This window comes from Gillisella vitis (assembly GCF_001541345.2).
Classification (GTDB): domain Bacteria; phylum Pseudomonadota; class Alphaproteobacteria; order Rhizobiales; family Rhizobiaceae; genus Allorhizobium; species Allorhizobium vitis.
Window position 1 is genome coordinate 93,370 of record NZ_LMVL02000004.1, and the last position, 19,590, is coordinate 112,959.

Consider the following 19,590-nt stretch of genomic DNA (forward strand, 5'->3'; position numbering starts at 1 on the left):
GAGCCTTCGTCTTACGCCGCCTGCTTTTCCTTCAATTTTTCCAGGATATTCTGCGGCGAAGACACACCGTAAGGGTCGCTATCGCAATTGTCGGAATAGCCCTCTTCCTCGAACCACTGCTCCACCACGCCATCGTTGATGATAGCCGCATAACGCCAGGAGCGCATACCGAAGCCGAGATTGTCCTTGGATACCAGCATGCCCATCTTGCGGGTGAATTCACCGGAGCCATCGGGAATGAGTTTGACATTGGCCAGGCCCTGCTGCTTGCCCCAGGCATTCATCACAAAGGCGTCATTGACCGAAATGCAGTAGATCTCATCAATGCCGACAGCCTGGAACTCGCTATAAAGCTTTTCGAAATCCGGCAGCTGGAAGGTCGAGCAAGTGGGGGTAAAGGCGCCTGGAAGCGAAAAAAGCACGACTTTCTTGCCCTTGAAGTAATCATCCGAGGTCATATCTTGCCACCGGAAGGGGTTTGGGCCACCGACTTCTTCGTCGCGAACGCGGGTACGAAACGTGACGCTGGGCACTTTTCTGCCAATAAGCATCGTTGATCTCCTTGGATAGACATGCGGAAGGATACAAATGATGAAAAGCAGCCTTTTACCGGGCCACCGGGATCAGCCTTGGATTACCGCATAACGATGTGCGGCGCAGCATAAATCAGCATGCTGGCCGCCGTAGCATGCCTGACATGCGCATAGTGCATGGCGGACCCATCCGGCATTGCGTAACCCGACATTGCGTAACGACGGCCAGTTTCGCTTTTAACGCAACAAAAGCTCAAATCTGGCAAGCCGAGCTATTGAGAGCTCTGTGTCGAAGGCCAACCGCGATGCATGGGCCATCGCCTCGACAGCAACGTATGCAACCGATAACAACTTTAACAAAGCTTCATAATAGCACATTATTGCCCTATTTTAAGATCTATACCTTTAATGGTCGATACAGAGGGCGATTATCACATAAAAAAACAGACAAAACAGATCTTGAAGCATTGCAAAAAACTTTGCTGCGTATTTTAATCCGGAAATATTCGACCTTAACGATTTGTTAAGAATTTGCAGAAAATTCAGGCATCGAAACAGGCTTTCGAATGCCAATCGCCGACAGAAGATCTTTTTTGGTACTGGGTAGGGGTTGGAGACGGAAACGATGTTGAATGCGAAAAAGCAGCCTATGACCCGGCACGTCTTGCCGGTCACAGAAGACACAAATGGTCCGGTGGGCAGAGCCAGTGACCGGGACCCCTCCATCAGAAATACCCGTTTGTCGGTGCTGGCACCGACCCGTTACCCCTGGCGCTTCAATTCACCGCGCCACAGCCGGCACATGATCGAAAATCGCAATTTCGTGCCGATGAACTATGTATCGCCGAAGCTGGAAGGCATCACGGTGCTGTCGCCATTTCCGCCGCGCCGGTTTGACCTCATCCATGCGTTCAACCGGATACCGATGAGCGCGACTCCCTTCATGATCTCTTTTGAATCCCATTTGCCGCGTGGCTTTGGCATTGAGACATCCACGCTGTATTCCTTCATGACCCGGCGTCTGATGTCCGACCGCTGTCTTGGCATCGGCGCGATTTCCGAACATGCGCGCCGGATCTTTCAAAAGACCCATAGAAACAATCCTGGCTACGAGACCCTGAACCGCAAACTGTTCATGCGCTATCCAAACATGGAAATCGAAGAGCGACCGGATACGTTCAACGATGAAAACCAGGGGCCGATCCGCGTCGTCTTCGTCGGAAATCATTTTGCCCGCAAGGGCGGTTGCGTTGGCGTGCGCATGGCCGAACTCGCCATGGAGCGCGGCATTCCGCTGGAAGTCGATATCATCTCCACCGTGGAAGTCGGACCGATGTCCTGGACCGATCCTTTGGCACCCGGTTACTTCGACCGGTATCGAAAGTTGCTGAGCCTGCCGAATGTTCGCCATGTCCAGAACATTCCCAATAGCGAAGTGCTGAAAATCCTGCGCAACGCGCATTTTTCGCTGCTGACCACATTTTGCGACACATTCGGCTTCAGCGCGATTGAATCCGAAGCCAATTATGTGCCGGTGATCGCCACCAAACAGGGTGCCCTGCCGGAATTCATCAAACACCGGCAAAACGGCATTCTGCTCGACATGGAAACCACTGACATCGGTGAGTGGAAACACATTGCCGACGACCGCAGCACGCCGGAATTTGCCGAGATTCATGCTCGCGAGATCGAACGACTGGCAGAGGAAAGCCTGAACGAAGTCGTTGCTGCCATGGCGGACCAGAATGCTTACAAAGCCATGCGCCAGGCCGCCTATCGCACCGCAAAGACGATGTTTTCGGCGAAGGATGCCAATGAATTCTGGGACGATTTTTACGTTGAGGCCCTGAATGAGTACCGGGCCGGACGCAATTCATCCGAGCTGATGCAAAAACCGTTTTCGGGGTGATGCCCATTGTCAGTGGCGATGCTACCTGCCTTTGAAAGAAGGCGGCGGGAATGGACATTCAAAGCATCGCCGCCTTTTGAAATCCCAATAAATTTAAGGAAAGTGGATAGGGGCTTTCAGCCCACCACATTCACTTTTCCGCCTTCGATAACGAAGTGCCGTCCTTCATTCTCCATAAAACGCCAGTCCTCTGCCTGCGAACCATCCGGGAAAATTTGCAGGCGGTAACCACCTGACAATTGAAAATCTGCTCCACAATATCTGTCGCATGTTACGGACTGGACGATGAGATGATCCGTGGCGTTTACAAAGGACTTTGTGGCGGCGTCGTAACCTTGCAGCAAGGCCGCAATCCGCACGAATTGTAACGTACCGAATTGAGGATCCTCGACGTTTACAGGAGCACCCTCCTCAGGCTCCATGAAACGATCTGAGGACCCCGTCAAAATCCCATTCTCAGTGACAATCCGCCAGGAACATTGAATGTGGAGCGCATGTGATCCCATCGTCCCTGTTCTTCCCCCTGTTGAATAATGGGGGCGAATGGAGCCAAAATGGAAAACTTTCGTATCTGCCGCATTGCGGGCAATGCTTAAAGGCAGACCGACAAGAACTTGCAGACTTTCCTGCAAGAAGGCTTGATTGTCACGTTCAGACATCATCACAGGCCGCAATAATACCAAGGCTCTGACATGCTCATGCATCCTCGCCTTGGAGAGATTGCACATATCTCAAATGCTTGCACGGCTTAAGATATTTGCAAAAGGAATACGATGAGTCATTTTTAATGACTCTTCGTATAGCACCCCTCAAAACAAGAAATACCGCTGAGCCATCGGCAGAACAGTGGCCGGTTCGCAGGTCAGCAATTCGCCATCAGCGCGCACTTCATAGGTTTCCGGATCGACTTCGATCTGCGGTGTCAGGCTGTTGTGGATCATCGATGCCTTGGAAATGCCACCGCGGGTGTTTTTTACCGCCAGCAATTGCTTGGAAACGCCGAGCCGCGCCGCAAGCCCCACATCCAGCGAGGCCTGAGACACGAAGGTGACGGAGGAATTGGTGCGGGCCTTGCCATAGGCACCGAACATATGCCGGTAATGCACAGGCTGCGGCGTCGGGATCGAGGCATTGGGATCACCCATCGGGGCTGCGGCAATCGAGCCGCCGAGCAGGACCATATCCGGTTTGACGCCGAAAAAGGCCGGGTTCCAGATCACCAGATCGGCGCGCTTGCCGACTTCAATCGAGCCGATTTCATGGGAGAGACCATGGGCAATGGCCGGGTTGATGGTGTATTTGGCGATGTAGCGCTTGACGCGCATATTGTCGTTCTCGCCGGTTTCCGATGGCAACCGCCCGCGCTGGCGCTTCATCTTGTCTGCCGTCTGCCAGGTGCGGATCGCCACTTCGCCGACCCGGCCCATGGCCTGGCTGTCCGACGAAATGATCGAAAACGCGCCGATATCGTGCAGAATGTCTTCCGCCGCGATGGTTTCCTTGCGGATCCGGCTTTCGGCAAAGGCGATGTCTTCCGGGATCGACGGGCTGAGATGGTGGCAGACCATCAGCATGTCCAAATGCTCGGCCAGCGTATTGATCGTATAGGGCCGCGTCGGATTGGTGGAAGACGGGATTACGTTTGGCTGGCCGCAGATCTTGATGATATCAGGCGCATGGCCACCGCCCGCCCCTTCGGTATGGAAGGCATGGATGGTACGGCCCTTGATGGCGCCGATGGAATCCTCGACGAAACCACTTTCGTTCAGCGTATCGGTATGGATCATCACCTGCACGTCGTAGTCGTCGGCCACCGACAGGCAGCAATCGACGGCAGCGGGCGTCGTACCCCAGTCCTCATGCAGTTTCAGGGCACAGGCACCGCCCAGCACCATTTCTTCCAGCGCGCCGGGCAACGAGGCATTGCCCTTGCCCGCAAAAGCCAGGTTCATCGGGAAAGCATCCGCCGCCTCGATCATCCGGGCAATATGCCAGGGGCCGGGCGTGCAGGTGGTGGCCAGCGTGCCATGCGCTGGTCCGGTGCCGCCGCCCAACATGCAGGTCAGCCCACTCATCAACGCTTCCTCGATCTGCTGCGGGCAGATGAAGTGGATATGGCTGTCCATGCCGCCCGCCGTGACGATCTTGCCCTCACCGGCAATCGCTTCCGTGCCGGGGCCGACAATGATATTGACGCCCGGCTGGGTATCGGGATTGCCCGCCTTGCCGATTGCAACAATCCTGCCGTCCTTCAAGCCAATATCGGCCTTGACGATGCCCCAGTGATCGATGATCAGCGCATTGGTGATGACGGTATCGACCGCGCCGTCCACGCGCGTCGCCTGGCTTTGCCCCATGCCGTCGCGGATCACCTTGCCACCGCCGAACTTCACTTCGTCGCCGTAATGGGTGAAATCCTTCTCCACCTCGATGAACAGTTCGGTATCGGCCAACCGCACTTTATCCCCTGTCGTGGGGCCGAACATGCTGGCATAGGCGGCGCGGGACATTTTAAAAGGCATGGTCAGGCTCCTTGGGACAGGACAGATTGGGGTGAAGGCCCAAGGCGCGTCAGCCGCCCGGCCTCGATATGTGCGTCGATCACTTGCCGTTCCGCAGCGAAAGGATGGCCGTCCCAACCCGTGTGCGAAAAGCCCGCAACGAAAATCCGATCTCCGGCAAAAGCCGGATCGCGAAGAACATGGCTCATCACCACCAGGCCGCTGCTCGGCGTGACATAGAGACCGGGTTCGTAGGGGTCCAACGCCGCCACTGCGGCCTCATGTGCCAAGGCGGGCAGAACGACGTGATCCTTGCCGTTGCTGCGGGCAAATTCGGCAAAATTGTCGGTTTGATCCTCAAACAGATCGTCAAGTTCGGGAAAATTCACCAGAATCTCCGGCTTCATCGCCTCGAACTTGGCGGGATCACGCACCGACCAGATCGCACCGCTGGTATCAACCGGCGGGCTGTTGCGCCAGGCGCAATCGGCCAGCATGGCCTTGGCGGGACGGCCGGTATTGCACACCGCCATCACGTCGGTTCGGTGTCCGGCCAGGCCGAAATTGCGCGCACCATTAAAGCGAATGACCATATCGGCAGCATCAATGGCGTCCGCAACCTCCTGGGGAACCTCACCATTGCCAATGATCATGATCTTGCGATTCATGCCTGTCCGATCCAGTTATTGGGACTCGGCCAAGGATTTCAATTCCTTGGTCCGCGTCTTCGTCATCTCCGCCTTGCAGGCGGCAACCTCCATGGGCTCCATCGTGCCACCGCGAACATAAAACCCCTGGGCCTCACATTGACCGTCGCGGTAATCGATCCAGGCACGCTGAGCTTTCAGCAAGGCCTTTTCAGCCCCCTTGAGATCATCGTCCAGCGTTGCATCCTGCTCAACGAAGACCTTGCGGGTGATTTTCCACTGGGCATTCATGGCCTTGTCCGCCGCGTCAAAATCCTGCACCGCGCAGGCCGTCATATCGCTCTGAGTCTGAGGGTCCCGGCAATCACGCGCCTGCGCCAGAACGCTACCGCTCAGGGAAAGCAGCGCCAAGCCGGCCAGCACCGTCAGCCTTGCAAAACAGGTCACAGCTTGCCCATCACCTTCTGGCGAAAGCCATAGACCTCGCGCTTACCGGCCAGCGGGATCAGCGTCACTTCCCGGGTCTGGCCCGGCTCAAAGCGCACCGCAGTCCCCGCTGGAATGTCCAGCCGCATGCCGCGCACCTTGTCCCGGTCGAAGGACAGCCCGGCATTGGTCTCGAAGAAATGATAATGACTGCCCACCTGCACCGGACGGTCGCCGGTATTGGACACTTCAAGCGTCACGGTCGGCTGACCGGCATTCAGCTCGATCTCGCCGCTTGCGGCAATGATTTCACCCGGTTTCATCACTGTCTCTCCCGTCATCGGTTCCCGGCAGGCCGGAAGACCACATTGTCCATGCATGAAATAATACATCCGCAACGACCGGATGGATCACCGATCAAGCCGCTCGGCCGGGCTTGCAGCCTTCCGCCTTCAAAACTCGCGTGGTGGATGGCGGGTTGTTGACGAGCTTGCTCGCCGGGCGGATCGGCCTGCGCACCAATTCGCCGCCGCAATTGGGGCAGATGCCGGCCAGCACGCCCTCAGCACAGTCCGCGCAATAGGTGCATTCAAAGCTGCACATCATCGCCTCGCGGCTTTCAGGCGGCAGGTCGCGGTCGCAGCATTCACAGTTGGGGCGAAGCTCCAGCATGGCGTCAGCGGATCGGTTCGTGGACGGTCACCAGCTTGGTGCCATCGGGAAAGGTCGCTTCGACCTGCACGTCATGGATCATTTCGGCAATGCCGTCCATCACCTGATCGCGGGTGATCACATGGGCGCCCGCCTCCATCAGTTCGGACACGGCACGGCCATCGCGGGCGCCTTCGACGACGAAATCGGAAATCAGCGCAATCGCCTCGGGATAGTTCAGCTTGACGCCGCGCTCCAGCCTGCGCCGGGCGACCATGGCCGCCATGGAAATCAGAAGCTTGTCTTTTTCTCTTGGGCTGAGATTCATGGGTGCTCCGAAAATGATGCCGGTTACAAGGTCCAGACTTTCGGCACAGATGCGCCGTCGCGCAAGGCCGAAATCACCGGAACCAATAATTTTCTAAGGGAAAATCCATCGCTGCTGATAAAACGGGCAACCAGCTTGTCATTCCACCGGCTTATGCCGACGTCACCAAGCCCCGACGGGCGGTCCGTCAACCGTTGCAGCGCCGCCATATACGCCTCCGCGTTTCGTCCCGCATACAGCAATGTGGCAAAAGCGACCCTGCCGCCCAGCACTGCCTTTTCGGCGGTGAGATCGGCAATATCGCCAGATAGTGCCAGATCTTCGGCATGAATGACACGGCCTGAGCGGCGGATGCGCCAGCGGTCGCGCACCAGGCCCTGGCGCATCGCCTCGCCCATCGCCTTGCGGCCCAGCAGAATGGCCTCGACACTGAGAAATTCCGCCGTTTCATGCAGGTCGACCTCCAGCCTGCGGGTCAGGGAGGCCTGATCGAACAGAATCGATTCCTGCGGCAGCCAATGGACCGCTGCCCCCTCGCCGACCGTGATGCGACTGCTGATCGACGCCGTATCGGCGGCAGCCTTGTAGATTTTCTCGCAGGCCTGTGTGGTCAGGGTCAGATGCGTGCCATCACCGGCGGTAAATTGCCAATCAAGTTGGTCGCCGCCGGTCAGCCCGCCGGAGGAATTGATCAGCACCGCCTCCATCCGGCCATCGAAACTTTCGGGGATACGGATCTTGGCGCAGCCCTCTTGGAAGAAGGTGTCCAGCCGGCTGCGCCCTTGAAACAGCTTGGTGTCCAGCCGACCGCTCCCTTTAGCGCGTTGCGGCTTTATCAGTATGGCAGGCTGTATGGTCATGCCTTCAACGCTTTGATTTCGAGAAGAAATCCCACATCATATCAGTGGCATTCAGGTCGAAGGAAACCTTGCCGATCACCTTCTGGATCTTCAGCGATGCGGTGCTGCCCGGCCATGTATGCCCCGCCCCCGCCAAACGGTAGGAGGCGATGCGCACGCCGTCCGTGCATTGGGCATAATCGGTGGTCTCGACCCGGCCTTCCGTTTTGACGGTGGGAGATTTGCACCCATCCAGCTCCGCCCAGCGATGCAGCGCGGCATCGGCGCCGTAACCCCAATAGGGCAGACCCGGCCCGGCAATCGGGTTGATCTTGTCGTCCAGCCCGGCAAAGGCGATCAGCGACATCGGTTTTGCCGGTTTGCAGGTCGCGGCATCCGGCACGAAACCATCACCCTCACGCTTCGGTGTTCCGGCCCGCAGGCCGACCACCAGACCGGCAGCGGCAAAATCAGTGTTTCCATCGCACAGATATTGCGACACCATCCGCCCACCGCCGGAATAGCCGGTGGCATAGAAAGACGCCGGATCGACGCAGAAATTATCGTCGACTGCCTTGATCACATCGCGGATATAGGCCCCTTCATCGGCCTCGCCTTTGGCGACACCCGGCACATTCCAGGCGAAATAGCCCGCCCGCTTGGTGGGCATCGACCCTTGCGGGGCGACCGCGATAAAGCCTTCGCGCTCAGCCACCCGCTCCCATTCGCTCCGGTCCAGTTGCTCATTGGCATTGCTGTCGGACCCGTGAAAATCGAACACGACAGGCACCTTGTCCTGACCGCTATAGCTGGAGGGAATGAAATAGGAAAACACCCGCTCATGTCCGCCAGAGGTGAGTGTCATATCATAACGACCGACATCCCTGGGCTGACCGCAACCGGCAGCCGATGCGGAACCGGTCGAGAGCGACAGAAGAGAAACGAATGACGCAATCGCCACAACGGACAGCGCGCGAATTCTTCGCAGAACAGGCTTTTCGCATTTAGTTTCAATATTTTGCATATAGTCCTCCGCAGCGGGGCCACGGTAGCAAAAGACCGATAGGATGCAAAACGAAAAAATCTGCCACGTGCAGGACGTGGAGACGAGCATCTGTTTGGATAGATGTGCTAAAGCGCGTCCGCCGACATCGGGCTTTCCACCGCCTGCGGCTTGACCTTGGCCTTCATCGTCACCGAGCAGGCAGGGTTTGCAGAGGCCGTTGCGCCAGCAGCCGGTTTTGCGCCATCTGCACAGGCGTTTTTGGCGATATTGTCGGCGATCAGACGGCCATCGCCGCTGTCGAAGAAAGCCCACATCCGCTTGGCCGCATACATATCTTCCTGGCTCTTGCCATCAGCTACCTTTGCCTTGGAGTTTGCGGCAGCCAGTGAGAAGCCAACGGTCTGAGCGGGCCAATCATGGGTCTGGTCGGCAATCGTATAGGACAGGATGCGGGCACCGCCCTTGCAGCGCTCGAATTCCGCCGAGGAAATTTTCGTCCCTTTGACGATCTTGCGTTCGCCCTGGCAGCCATCCAGCTCGGCCCAGCGATTAAGTGCCGCTTCGCCGCCATATTGCCAATAGGGCCTACCGCCGCCTGCATAGGGATTGGTATTGTCCTTCAGCCCCCAGAACGCGATGATCGACACCGGACGGCCCGGACGGCAGCTTTGCGGATCGGGCAGCCATTTGCCCTGATCAGGACCAACGCCCTGGCGCGGTGTGCCAGCCCGCAGGCTCATGACGAAACCGGCAGCAGAAAAATCCGTATTGCCGTTGCAGATATATTGCGACAGCATCCGCCCGCCACCCGAATAACCGGATGCATAGATACGGTCGGGATCGACGCAGAACTTGGCCTTGACCAGCGCCACGGTGTCGCTGAGATAAGCGGCATCATCCGGCCCTTTGGCTTCGGTTACATTAGAAACAGATGCACTTGGCAAAACAGCCGTATTGGGCGAAGCGACCGTACTGGGCGCGGCCGAGCTTGCAAGGCTCGCGTTTGTTACGGTCCCATTCGAAACTGTGGCATTCGGTACGGTCACACCAGGCACGGGGACCACGCCCGGCACGTTCCAGGCATGGGTGCCTTCCGCCTTGCCATTCAGCCCGCCCTGCGGAGCAATGACGATGAAGCCGTTTTCCCGCGCCACGTCGGACCATTGGCTACGACCCAACTGATCGCGGGGAAAGCTGTTGGACCCGTGCAGATCGAACACCACAGGCACTTTGGCCTTGCCGGTATAGCCTTGGGGAATGTAGGCCACCGCCGTACGCTCAATGCCACCGGACGTGAATGTCAGGTCCTGCAAACCGGCCCGGACGGTCACGCCGCAGCCGCCAGCCGCGTAAGCAAGACCACCCGGCACCATCATGGAAACGCCGAGTGTGAACAGGCACAACAAAGTCTGAGCAGATGTGCGCGCGAAAAAACCCGGCCGCCGCAGGCCAGTCAGTTCATCGAATGTCATGAGGTCGCCTTGTTATTAGCACTTGGCGGAAAATACCACATGTTCCGCAGGCTTCAACTGAAACCTGATCGCAAATGATCAAGGCTGACATGCGTCAAACACAAAGCGTGAATATACTATGAATATTCACGGAAATTTCACAGTAAAAACAGAAGACTAAGCTTCAAACCCGGACACGGCATCCCATGCCTGAATGCGACATTATACCGTAAGGTGGCGGCGAGCCTCGACCGTATCCAGCGTTTCTGCACCGCCTTCATGGACGATTTCGCCGCGATCCATGATGTAGACATGGTCGGCAAGCTCCCGGCAGAAGTCGAGATATTGCTCGACCAGCAGGATCGCCATGCCGGTTGAATCCCGCAAGTAGCGGATCGCGCGACCAATATCCTTGATGATCGATGGCTGGATGCCCTCGGTCGGCTCGTCCAGCACCAGGATTTTCGGGCGCGTCACCATGGCCCGGCCAATCGCCAATTGCTGCTGCTGGCCGCCGGACAGGTCGCCGCCGCGCCGCGACAGCATGGTCTGCAAAATCGGAAACAGCGCGAAAATATCGTCCGGGATCGTCCGGTCCTTTCGCTTCAGCGGCGCAAAACCGGTCTCCAGATTTTCCTTGACCGACAGCAGCGGAAAGATCTCACGCCCCTGCGGCACATAGCCGACACCGTGCCGCGCCCGGTTGAACGGCGCCATGCCATTCAACACAGTGCCTTCAAACGCAATCGTCCCGCCTGATACCGGATGCTGACCGGTCACGGCACGCAAAAGCGAGCTTTTACCCACCCCGTTTCGACCCAGCACGCAGGTGATCTTGCCCATCGGCGCGGTGATGTTGACCCCACGCAAAGCCTGCGCAGCACCATAGTGAAGATTGAGATTTTCAACTGTCAGCATCTTTTTGTCCTTCACCGCCCCAGATAATTCTCGATCACCCGCGGATCGTTGGAGACGAAATCGATCGACCCTTCGGCCAGCACCGAGCCTTCGGCCAGGCATGTCACCTTGACGCCGAGATCGCGGATGAAGCCCATGTCGTGCTCGACCACCACGACCGATCGGGTCTTGGAAATTTCCCGCAGCAGGATGGCGGTCTCGGCGGTCTCGGCATCGGTCATGCCCGCCACCGGCTCATCGACCAACAGCAGTTTGGGCTCCTGCGCCAGCAACATGCCGATTTCCAGCCATTGCTTCTGGCCGTGGGACAGGTTGGCGGCGAGGTCGTTTTTGCGGGCGGTGAGCCGGACGGTTTCGAGAATGGTGTCGATCCGTTCGCGGTCCTTGGGCGTCAGCCGGTAGAACAGCGTGGAAAACACGCCGCGCGGCTTGTTCAGCGCCAGTTCCAGATTGTCCCAGACCGTATGGCTTTCAAACACCGTCGGTTTCTGGAACTTGCGGCCAATGCCGAGCTGGGCGATTTCGGCCTCGTCGCGCTTGGTGAGGTCCACCTTGCCGCCGTCGAAAAACACCTCGCCGCTGTCAGGCCGTGTCTTGCCGGTGATGATATCCATCATCGTCGTCTTGCCGGCACCGTTTGGGCCGATAATGGCGCGCAGCTCTCCCGGCTCGACCACGAAGGACAGGGAGTTCAAGGCCCGGAATCCGTCGAAGGAGACGCTGACCCCGTTGAGATAGAGAAGCGAATTGGTGGTTTTATCAGCCATGGTGTTACTCCGCCGCCTGAGGTTTGCGGTTCAATGCCTCGGCCTCCGTCACCGCCTTGTCCTGCCTGCGACGGAGAAGGCTTTGCGTGACTGTGCCGACAATGCCCTTGGGCAGGAACAGCGTGACGGCCACAAACAAGCCACCCAGCGCGAACAACCAGGCATTCGGGAACAGGCCGGTGAAGATCGTCTTACCGCCATTGACCAGCACCGCCCCAATGATCGGACCGATCAGCGTGGCGCGCCCGCCGACGGCGGTCCAGATCACCACCTCGATGGAATTGGCTGGTGAAAACTCGCCTGGATTGATGATGCCGACCTGCGGCACATAGAGCGCACCTGCCACGCCCGCCATCATTGCCGAGACGACAAAGGCAAACAGCTTCATGTTTTCCACCCGGTAGCCGAGAAAGCGGGTGCGGCTTTCGGCATCGCGGATGCCAACCAACACCTTACCGTATTTGGAGCGAACGATGGCCGAGACCAGCAGCAGCGAGCCCGCCAAGAACAGCGCTGAGAGCGAAAACAACGCCGCACGGGTGCCATCCGCCTGGATGTTGCAACCGAGGATGTCCTTGAAATCGGTGAGGCCGTTATTACCGCCAAAGCCCATGTCGTTGCGGAAAAACGCCAGCAGCAGCGCATAGGTCATCGCCTGGGTTATGATCGACAGATAGACGCCGTTGACCCGCGAGCGAAACGCAAACCAGCCAAATACGAAGGCGAGTAAGCCGGGTGCCACGAGCACCATCAGGGCTGCAAACCAGAACATGTCGAAGCCGTGCCAGAACCAGGGGAGTTCCTTCCAGTTCAAAAACACCATGAAGTCGGGCAGGATGGGATCGCCATAGGTGCCGCGTGGGCCGATCTGGCGCATCAGATACATGCCCATCGCATAGCCGCCGAGCGCGAAGAACGCCCCGTGGCCGAGCGAAAGAATACCGCAAAATCCCCAGACCAGATCGAGCGCCAAGGCCAGCATGGCATAGGTCAGGTATTTGCCGAACAGCGCCACCAGATAGGTCGGCATGTGCAGCGCGCTGTCAGGCGACGTGGCAAGGCTGAGGATCGGCACCAGAATGGCGAGCGCGATGAGAATGGCGATGGCGACGAGGATCTTGGCGTCCAGCGAGCGCAGAAGAAATGCCGTGATCATGCTTCCACCGCCCTTCCCTTGAGTGCGAAGAGACCGCGCGGCCGCTTCTGGATGAACAGGATGATGAGAACCAGAACCAGGATCTTGCCCAATACCGCACCGGCATAGGGTTCAAGGAATTTATTGAGAATGCCAAGCGAGAAGGCCCCGACCAGCGTACCCCAGAGATTGCCGACGCCGCCGAACACCACGACCATGAAACTGTCGATAATATAGGTCTGGCCGAGATTGGGCGAGACATTGTCGATCTGGGACAGCGCCACGCCCGCCATTCCGGCAATGCCTGAGCCCAAGGCAAATGTGAAGGCATCGACCCAAGGCGTGCGAATGCCCATCGAAGAGGCCATCCGCCGGTTTTGCGTCACGGCACGCATCTGCAAGCCAAAGGCGGAGCGCTTCAACAGCATCAGCAGCGCGAAGAACACCGAGAGCGAAAACACCAATATCCACAGCCGGTTCCAGGTGATGGTCAAGCCGCCAAGCCCGAACGACCCGGACATCCACGACGGATTGGCGACCTCCTGATTGGTCGGGCCAAACAGCGTGCGCACCAATTGCTGCAACATCAATGAAATGCCCCAGGTGGCCAGCAGTGTTTCCAGCGGTCGGCCATAGAGAAAGCGGATAACGCAGCGCTCGATCACCAGACCGAAGATGCCGGTGACGGCGAAGGCGACCGGCAGGGCAATGGCCAGCGACCAGTCAAACAGCTCCGGCGCGTTCGCCCTTATCGCCTGCTGGACGATGAAGGTGGAATAGGCGCCGAGCATGACCATTTCGCCATGCGCCATGTTGATAATGCCCATGACGCCGAAGGTGATGGCCAGGCCAATGGCCGCCAGCAGCAACACCGAGCCGAGCGAGATACCATAGGTGATGTTCTGCGCGGTATTCCACAGCGCCACATCGCTCTGGATCTTGGCGATGGCCGCATCGATATCGCCCTTCAGCGCCGGATCGACGGTCGCAGCGGCATTGCCGAGAATGGAAATCGCATCCTGGCCGCCCACCGCGCGAATAAGCGCAATGGCGGCACGTTTTTCCTCCAGCGTATGATTGGAGGTGATGACCGAGACGGCGCGGGCCTCAGCCAGCAGGGTTTTCACAGCGCCATCCTGCTCCTTGGCAAGGGCGGTATCGAGCAATTCGAGATTGTCTTCGGAGGGCGCCTTCAACAGCGCATCGGCAGCGGCAAGCCGCACCGTGCGATCAGGGCTGAGCAAGGTCAGCCCGCCTTGTGCAGCGCGGATAGCGCGGCGCAAGCCGTTGTTGATCTTGATCTTCACCAATCCGCCCTTGGCTTCCTTGCCGACCTCGGCACCGCTCAAGGGATCGACTAGAGTCAATTGGCTGCCGGCGGACTTGGCGATGAACACATTGCCATCGGCCTTGCGCAGATAGAGATCGCCACCGCTCAGGGCTTCCAGGGCCGGAACCACTTTGAGATCACCGGTGCGTCCGAGATCGCCGACGATCTTTTCGGCATCGGAGAAATTAGCCGTGCCCAGCGCTTTGATCAGGGTGGCGGGGTCTTCCTCGGCGCGCGCCGAAAGGGTCAAGGCCGCCATCAGCATCAGCCCGGCAGCCAGCACATGCGACAGATGGTTCAAACAGGATCGTATCATACCGGCCCCTCTTGCGATTGCTCCCGACAAGGGAGAAAAAGCTGCGGATGCTTTATGCACCCGCAGCAAGTTTCAGGCTGGGAAGATTAAGAGCCCTTGCCACCGCATTTGCCGGACTTGACGTTGAAATTGCCGCAGTTCATCGGCAGGCGCCAATCGGCGATCAGGTCCTTGCTGTCTGGGAGGAAGTCCGACCATTCGTCGCCGACCACTTCCGGCGTCTGGGAGACGATGTCGAACTGGCCATTTTCCTGGACTTCGCCAATCAGTACCGGCTTGGTGATGTAGTGGCTTGGCATCATCGTGGCGTAGCCGCCGGTGAGGTTCGGCACGGAAACACCGACCAGCGCGTCGATGACCTTGTCGGGTTCAGCAGAGCCTGCCTTTTCGACGGCCTTCACCCACATGTTGAAGCCGATATAGGCGGCTTCCATCGGGTCGTTGGTCACACGCTTGTCGTTCTTGGTAAAGGCATGCCAGGTCTTGATGAATTCGGCATTGATGGGCGTATCGACGGATTCGAAGTAGTTCCAGGCGGCGAGATGGCCAACCAGCGGCTTGGTGTCGATACCGGCCAGCTCTTCTTCGCCAACAGAGAAGGCCATGACTGGAATGTCTTCAGCCTTGACGCCCTGGTTGCCGAGTTCCTTGTAGAACGGCACGTTGGCATCGCCATTGACGGTGGAGATAACGGCGGCCTTCTTGCCGGCCGAGCCGAATTTCTTGATGGCGGCAACTTCGGTCTGCCAATCGGAGAAGCCGAAGGGCGTGTAGTTGACCATGATGTCTTCCTTCTTCACGCCCTTGGACAGAAGATAGGCTTCGAGGATCTTGTTGGTGGTGCGCGGATAGACATAGTCGGTGCCCTCAAGCACCCAGCGCTGCACGCCTTCGTTCTCCATCAGGTAATCGACAGCGGGAATGGCCTGCTGGTTGGGAGCAGCACCGGTGTAAAACACATTGCGCTCGCTTTCTTCACCCTCGAACTGCACGGGGTAGAACAGCACCGAATCCAGTTCCTTGAAGACCGGCAGAACCGATTTGCGCGACACCGAGGTCCAGCAGCCGAATACCGCCGAAACCTTGTCCTTGGAAATCAGCTCGCGGGCCTTTTCGGCAAACAGCGGCCAGTTGGAGGCCGGATCGACCACGACAGGCTCCAGCTTCTTGCCGAGAACGCCACCCTTCTTGTTCTGCTCGTCGATGAGCATCAGCATGGCGTCCTTCAGCGTCGTTTCCGAAATCGCCATCGTGCCGGAGAGTGAGTGCAGAATGCCGACCTTGATCGTGTCTTCAGCGGCAAACGCACCGTGGAAGGCGGTGGTGGACAGCATGGCGCCGACAAGTGCGCTCGCCAGTTTGGACTTGAAGTTCATTTCAGGTTCCCCTCTTTTTGAATTCTGGAGTGAGGGGACTATCGGCTGCTGCGCTGCAAAATCGTATACGTCAATTGACGTAGGTGCCGGGCAAGGCAACGTTGCTCCCCACAAAAATAGGGGATTTATTGTCTTAAACTGCGGTCATAGGTTTATTGTGCTTGATTTCCGCTGAATTCGAACCTTATTACCTGATAAGGCTCTCATGGAGAGCATTCTCATAAACCGCTCATATAGCTGATGTAGAATAGAGCGGCGGCAATCTGTTTCGAAAGTCATCCATGCCTTTTTCACCCCGGCGGCGGCTTCTGAAGGAAGCGACCGCCGACGCTCACGCCGAACTCGATGCAGTGATCGGCGATTTTTCCTCTCCTGCCGCCTACCGCGCCTATTTGCTCGGCATGGCCCGTTTCCGGCTGCCGTTGGAAGAGATGATTGCCCAACAGGACCCGCAGGCACCCTTTATTAGTTGGCAGGGTACCTGGAAGCCGGTCATGATCGGCCACGGACTGCGTGCCGACCTGCAGACGCTTGAGCTGGAGGACGAGCGCTGGCAGTCAACGGTTCCCCAGCCGGAAGCGGCTGAAGACTGGCTCGGCCTGTTCTATGTGCTGGAAGGCTCGGCGCTTGGCGCAAAGCTTCTGGCAAAGCGGGCCGCCTTGCTCGGGTACGGCCCCACCCATGGCGGGGCGCATCTTTTTGCCCAGGCCGGGAACTTTTCGAGCTGGCCAGCGTTTTTAGATCTTATGGAGGAACTGCGGGATCTCGATGAAGGGAAGCTCGTGGCCTTTGCCAATGCAACCTTTGCTTATGCCTACGCTGCCTTCGAAAGCCCTATGAATGCCTCCGCAGACCGTTGATCTTACCAATTGCGACCGCGAACCTATCCATATTCCCGGCAGTATCCAGCCGCATGGCTGTCTGCTGGCCTGCGATGCGGAAATGGCCAAGGTTCTGCGCCATTCCACCAATGTCGGTGACATGTTGGGGCTTGAGGGGCCGCTGAACGGCCTGGAGGTTCACACGCTTCTGGGCGATGCCGCCACCCACGACCTGCGCAATGCGTTGGCGACGGCGCCTTCGGCCTCGCGGCCGGCCCTCATTCCCAATTTACGTCTTGCAAAAGACCAGCTTTTCGATGTCAGCGTGCATCGGCAGCGCGCCACTGTGATCATCGAGTTCGAACCGGCCCAGGACGGGCGCGACCCCTTGCAGCTGGCGCGGGAAATGATCGGACGCATCAAGGATGTCGACGACATAGACAAGCTGATCCGCACCTCCGCAAGGCTGGTGCGGGCGGTGCTCGGCTATGACCGGGTGATGATCTACCGCTTCGACAATGACGGCTCCGGCAAGGTGGTAAGCGAGGCCAAGTCGATGGAGCTGGAAAGCTTCCTTGGCCAATATTTCCCGGCGTCCGACATTCCCCAGCAGGCCCGCAAGCTCTATGTGCAAAATTCCATCCGGGTGATTTCGGGTGCAAGCGGCCACAAGGTGGCGATCGAGCCGGAGCTGGATGCCTCCGGTGAGCCGCTAGACCTGTCCTTTGCGCATTTGCGCAGCGTTTCGCCCATCCACCTGGAATATCTGCGCAATATGGGGGTCGGCGCGTCGATGTCGATCTCAATCCTGTTGAATGGCGAGCTTTGGGGCCTGATCGCCTGCCATCATTACCGCGAAAAGACCCTGTCGATGGCGCAACGGGTCGCCGCTGAATTGTTTGGCGAATTTTTCTCCCTGACACTGCTTGCCTTGAGGCAGAAGCACAAGCTTGATCTCGCTACTGGCACACGCCAATCGCTGGACCGCTTTCTGCACCTTGCCTCCCACCACGAAAATCTCGAGGCACTGTTTGGCGAATGCCTGCCGGAATTCAGCAGCCTCGTGCCTTGCGATGGTGCTGGCCTTTGGATGAACGGGACCTGGACGGCGCTTGGCACCTGTCCGCCACCTACCGAAATCGAACCGCTGATACGCTTCGTCAACGGCATTGCCGATGGACAGACCTGGGCCAGTCACGCCTTGTCCCAATTTCTGCCCAGAGCCGAAAGCTATTATGAGACGGTGTCCGGCGCCATGGTCGTGCCACTCTCGGAAATTCCCCGCGACTACCTGTTGTTTTTCCGCAAGGAACGGCTGCAAACCCTCAATTGGGCCGGCAATCCCGATAAATCCTATGAAATCGGGCCGCTGGGCGACCGGCTGACACCACGCAAGAGCTTCGCCATCTGGAAGGAAGCCGTCACAAAGCAATCGGACCATTGGAGCGAAAACGACAGGGAAATTGCGGAAGCCATTCGCGCCGTCACCGTCAAAGTGGTGCTCCGGCATAACGAGTTGATGCAGGAAGAGCGCAACAAGGCCGACATCCGTCAGCGCGTGTTGAATGAGGAATTGAACCACCGGGTCAAGAATATCCTGGCGGTGATCAAGTCGCTAATCGGTGTTCCGACCCGGCCGGAGCACCAGTTGAGGGATTATGTCACCTCGCTGAAGGGCCGCGTTCACGCCCTGTCCCATGCCCATGACCAGGTGATCCGCGGCAGCGGCAGCGGCCATCTGAGCGAGTTGCTACAGGCCGAGCTTGGTCCTTACCGCACTGAGGGCACCACAATCTCACTTGGTGGCCCGATGGTCGTGCTCGATAGTCGCGCTTATGCCGTCACGGCCCTGGTTGTCCATGAGCTTGCCACCAATGCAGCCAAATACGGAGCGCTTTCGCGCATCGGTGGTACGCTTGACTTGACTTGGCGCTGGACGGGAGAGGGAGATTGTGAAATTCTGTGGACGGAAAGCGGCGGACCAACGGTGACTGCGCCGACACGCCGGGGCTTTGGCTCCGCCTTGATAGACCGTAGCATTCCCTATGATCTCGGTGGTAAGAGTACCGTAAATTATAGCCCACACGGCCTGAATGCGTATCTTTTGCTTCCTGCCCGTTTCCTGTCCGGTTCCGGACATGAGCCGGAAACCACACACGCCCCGCCCCCCGAGACAGAGACCAGATCCATGGCCATTATCGACAAAACCCTGCCGATCCTGCTGGTTGAAGACCAGATGCTGATTGCGATGGACGCCGAAATGATGTTGGGCGATGCTGGCTTTACCACCGTCATGACAGCAGGCTCCGTGCCGGAAGCCCTGGCGCAAATCAAAGTGACAGCGCCTGCCGTGGCCGTGCTCGACATCAACCTTGGCAATCATACCTCCGTGCCGGTGGCTCAAGAACTGCACCAGCGCGGCATTCCCTTTCTGTTTGCCACCGGCTATGCGGAGCGCTCGATCATTCCAGAAGCCTTCGGCGACGTCACGATCATCAACAAGCCCTACGATGGCGAAGCACTGGCAGATGCGGTGATGAGCCTGTTGCGCCAGCCGGACGCCACCACTGGCTAAAAATAGAGAGAAATGACGGCCTGTCTGGTTCAACCAGAGCCTGACAGGCTTTCGTACGCGT

General features: G+C 58.2%; 19 protein-coding genes. 3 read left to right on the forward strand and 16 right to left on the reverse strand.

The genetic code is table 11. From position 1 onward, the window contains the following. Positions 1-11: 11 nt before the first annotated feature. Entirely contained in the window at positions 12-551 is a 540-nt protein-coding gene (locus ASB66_RS15195) for a peroxiredoxin (protein WP_060718123.1), read from the reverse strand. Positions 552-1,158: 607 nt separating this feature from the next. Between ASB66_RS15195 and ASB66_RS15200 the strand changes: the two genes are divergently transcribed. Next, positions 1,159-2,442: a glycosyltransferase family 4 protein gene (locus ASB66_RS15200; protein WP_060718124.1), complete on the forward strand. Its 1,284-nt coding sequence runs from the start codon at positions 1,159-1,161 to the stop codon at positions 2,440-2,442. 116 nt (positions 2,443-2,558) lie between these two features. Here the strand turns inward: ASB66_RS15200 and ASB66_RS15205 are convergent, their stop codons facing one another. The 15 genes from ASB66_RS15205 to urtA form a co-directional block, all read right to left on the reverse strand. Next, complete coding sequence (locus tag ASB66_RS15205; protein ID WP_234613065.1) at positions 2,559-3,104, reverse strand: hypothetical protein; 546 nt, start codon at positions 3,102-3,104, stop codon at positions 2,559-2,561. Between the two features lie 147 nt (positions 3,105-3,251). Continuing rightward, positions 3,252-4,964: an urease subunit alpha gene (gene ureC, locus ASB66_RS15210; RefSeq protein WP_060718125.1), complete on the reverse strand. Its 1,713-nt coding sequence runs from the start codon at positions 4,962-4,964 to the stop codon at positions 3,252-3,254. Between the two features lie 2 nt (positions 4,965-4,966). Next, positions 4,967-5,611 carry a hypothetical protein gene (locus tag ASB66_RS15215; protein ID WP_060718126.1) on the reverse strand — a complete coding sequence of 215 codons (645 nt, stop codon included), beginning with the start codon at positions 5,609-5,611 and terminating at the stop codon, positions 4,967-4,969. A gap of 15 nt (positions 5,612-5,626) precedes the next feature. Further along, positions 5,627-6,037: a lysozyme inhibitor LprI family protein gene (locus ASB66_RS15220; protein ID WP_060718127.1), complete on the reverse strand. Its 411-nt coding sequence runs from the start codon at positions 6,035-6,037 to the stop codon at positions 5,627-5,629. Continuing rightward, a complete protein-coding gene (locus ASB66_RS15225; protein WP_060718128.1) occupies positions 6,034-6,339 on the reverse strand; it encodes an urease subunit beta in 306 nt (101 codons plus the stop codon). Before ASB66_RS15225 ends, ASB66_RS15220 begins: the two co-directional genes overlap by 4 nt. Positions 6,340-6,433: 94 nt before the next feature. Then, positions 6,434-6,688, reverse strand: coding sequence for a DUF1272 domain-containing protein (locus ASB66_RS15230; RefSeq protein ID WP_060718129.1), 255 nt, complete (start codon positions 6,686-6,688; stop codon positions 6,434-6,436). A 4-nt stretch (positions 6,689-6,692) separates the two neighbouring features. Next, complete coding sequence (locus ASB66_RS15235; RefSeq protein ID WP_015916910.1) at positions 6,693-6,995, reverse strand: urease subunit gamma; 303 nt, start codon at positions 6,993-6,995, stop codon at positions 6,693-6,695. A gap of 23 nt (positions 6,996-7,018) precedes the next feature. Further along, positions 7,019-7,855, reverse strand: coding sequence for an urease accessory protein UreD (locus tag ASB66_RS15240; RefSeq protein ID WP_060718130.1), 837 nt, complete (start codon positions 7,853-7,855; stop codon positions 7,019-7,021). A gap of 4 nt (positions 7,856-7,859) precedes the next feature. Then, a complete protein-coding gene (locus ASB66_RS15245) occupies positions 7,860-8,858 on the reverse strand; it encodes a CE1 family esterase (protein ID WP_060718131.1) in 999 nt (332 codons plus the stop codon). Between the two features lie 107 nt (positions 8,859-8,965). Beyond that, the gene (locus ASB66_RS15250; protein ID WP_060718132.1) at positions 8,966-10,312 is read right to left on the reverse strand and encodes a CE1 family esterase; all 1,347 of its coding nucleotides are present in this window, start codon (positions 10,310-10,312) and stop codon (positions 8,966-8,968) included. Positions 10,313-10,513: 201 nt separating this feature from the next. Then, positions 10,514-11,209 (reverse strand): urea ABC transporter ATP-binding subunit UrtE, encoded by a 696-nt coding sequence (urtE, locus tag ASB66_RS15255; RefSeq protein WP_015916914.1) that lies wholly within the window; start codon positions 11,207-11,209, stop codon positions 10,514-10,516. 11 nt (positions 11,210-11,220) lie between these two features. Further along, on the reverse strand, positions 11,221-11,976 hold the full coding sequence (gene urtD, locus ASB66_RS15260) for an urea ABC transporter ATP-binding protein UrtD (RefSeq protein ID WP_060718133.1): 756 nt from the start codon (positions 11,974-11,976) through the stop codon (positions 11,221-11,223). A 4-nt stretch (positions 11,977-11,980) separates the two neighbouring features. Continuing rightward, positions 11,981-13,132 carry an urea ABC transporter permease subunit UrtC gene (gene urtC / locus ASB66_RS15265; protein WP_060718134.1) on the reverse strand — a complete coding sequence of 384 codons (1,152 nt, stop codon included), beginning with the start codon at positions 13,130-13,132 and terminating at the stop codon, positions 11,981-11,983. Then, positions 13,129-14,757 carry an urea ABC transporter permease subunit UrtB gene (urtB, locus tag ASB66_RS15270; protein ID WP_114386702.1) on the reverse strand — a complete coding sequence of 543 codons (1,629 nt, stop codon included), beginning with the start codon at positions 14,755-14,757 and terminating at the stop codon, positions 13,129-13,131. Before urtB ends, urtC begins: the two co-directional genes overlap by 4 nt. Before the next feature lie 86 nt (positions 14,758-14,843). Continuing rightward, a complete protein-coding gene (gene urtA / locus ASB66_RS15275; RefSeq protein WP_060718135.1) occupies positions 14,844-16,133 on the reverse strand; it encodes an urea ABC transporter substrate-binding protein in 1,290 nt (429 codons plus the stop codon). A 281-nt stretch (positions 16,134-16,414) separates the two neighbouring features. Here urtA and ASB66_RS15280 point away from each other — a divergent pair, with 281 nt between their 5' ends. Beyond that, a complete protein-coding gene (locus ASB66_RS15280; protein ID WP_060718136.1) occupies positions 16,415-16,993 on the forward strand; it encodes a biliverdin-producing heme oxygenase in 579 nt (192 codons plus the stop codon). Beyond that, positions 16,974-19,529 carry an HWE histidine kinase domain-containing protein gene (locus ASB66_RS15285; RefSeq protein ID WP_060718137.1) on the forward strand — a complete coding sequence of 852 codons (2,556 nt, stop codon included), beginning with the start codon at positions 16,974-16,976 and terminating at the stop codon, positions 19,527-19,529. The genes ASB66_RS15280 and ASB66_RS15285 overlap by 20 nt, the downstream gene beginning before the upstream one ends. Positions 19,530-19,590 lie beyond the last annotated feature (61 nt).

Bases quoted from the DNA above. Each gene is read 5' to 3' on its own strand.
- ASB66_RS15195 (WP_060718123.1), bottom strand. From the start codon at position 551: ATGCTTATTGGCAGAAAAGTGCCCAGCGTCACGTTTCGTACCCGCGTT.
- ASB66_RS15200 (WP_060718124.1), top strand. From the start codon at position 1,159: ATGTTGAATGCGAAAAAGCAGCCTATGACCCGGCACGTCTTGCCGGTC.
- ASB66_RS15205 (WP_234613065.1), bottom strand. From the start codon at position 3,104: ATGATGTCTGAACGTGACAATCAAGCCTTCTTGCAGGAAAGTCTGCAA.
- ureC (WP_060718125.1), bottom strand. From the start codon at position 4,964: ATGCCTTTTAAAATGTCCCGCGCCGCCTATGCCAGCATGTTCGGCCCC.
- ASB66_RS15215 (WP_060718126.1), bottom strand. From the start codon at position 5,611: ATGAATCGCAAGATCATGATCATTGGCAATGGTGAGGTTCCCCAGGAG.
- ASB66_RS15225 (WP_060718128.1), bottom strand. From the start codon at position 6,339: ATGAAACCGGGTGAAATCATTGCCGCAAGCGGCGAGATCGAGCTGAAT.
- ASB66_RS15230 (WP_060718129.1), bottom strand. From the start codon at position 6,688: ATGCTGGAGCTTCGCCCCAACTGTGAATGCTGCGACCGCGACCTGCCG.
- ASB66_RS15235 (WP_015916910.1), bottom strand. From the start codon at position 6,995: ATGAATCTCAGCCCAAGAGAAAAAGACAAGCTTCTGATTTCCATGGCG.
- ASB66_RS15240 (WP_060718130.1), bottom strand. From the start codon at position 7,855: ATGACCATACAGCCTGCCATACTGATAAAGCCGCAACGCGCTAAAGGG.
- ASB66_RS15245 (WP_060718131.1), bottom strand. From the start codon at position 8,858: ATGCAAAATATTGAAACTAAATGCGAAAAGCCTGTTCTGCGAAGAATT.
- ASB66_RS15250 (WP_060718132.1), bottom strand. From the start codon at position 10,312: ATGACATTCGATGAACTGACTGGCCTGCGGCGGCCGGGTTTTTTCGCG.
- urtE (WP_015916914.1), bottom strand. From the start codon at position 11,209: ATGCTGACAGTTGAAAATCTCAATCTTCACTATGGTGCTGCGCAGGCT.
- urtD (WP_060718133.1), bottom strand. From the start codon at position 11,976: ATGGCTGATAAAACCACCAATTCGCTTCTCTATCTCAACGGGGTCAGC.
- urtC (WP_060718134.1), bottom strand. From the start codon at position 13,132: ATGATCACGGCATTTCTTCTGCGCTCGCTGGACGCCAAGATCCTCGTC.
- urtB (WP_114386702.1), bottom strand. From the start codon at position 14,757: ATGATACGATCCTGTTTGAACCATCTGTCGCATGTGCTGGCTGCCGGG.
- urtA (WP_060718135.1), bottom strand. From the start codon at position 16,133: ATGAACTTCAAGTCCAAACTGGCGAGCGCACTTGTCGGCGCCATGCTG.
- ASB66_RS15280 (WP_060718136.1), top strand. From the start codon at position 16,415: ATGCCTTTTTCACCCCGGCGGCGGCTTCTGAAGGAAGCGACCGCCGAC.
- ASB66_RS15285 (WP_060718137.1), top strand. From the start codon at position 16,974: ATGCCTCCGCAGACCGTTGATCTTACCAATTGCGACCGCGAACCTATC.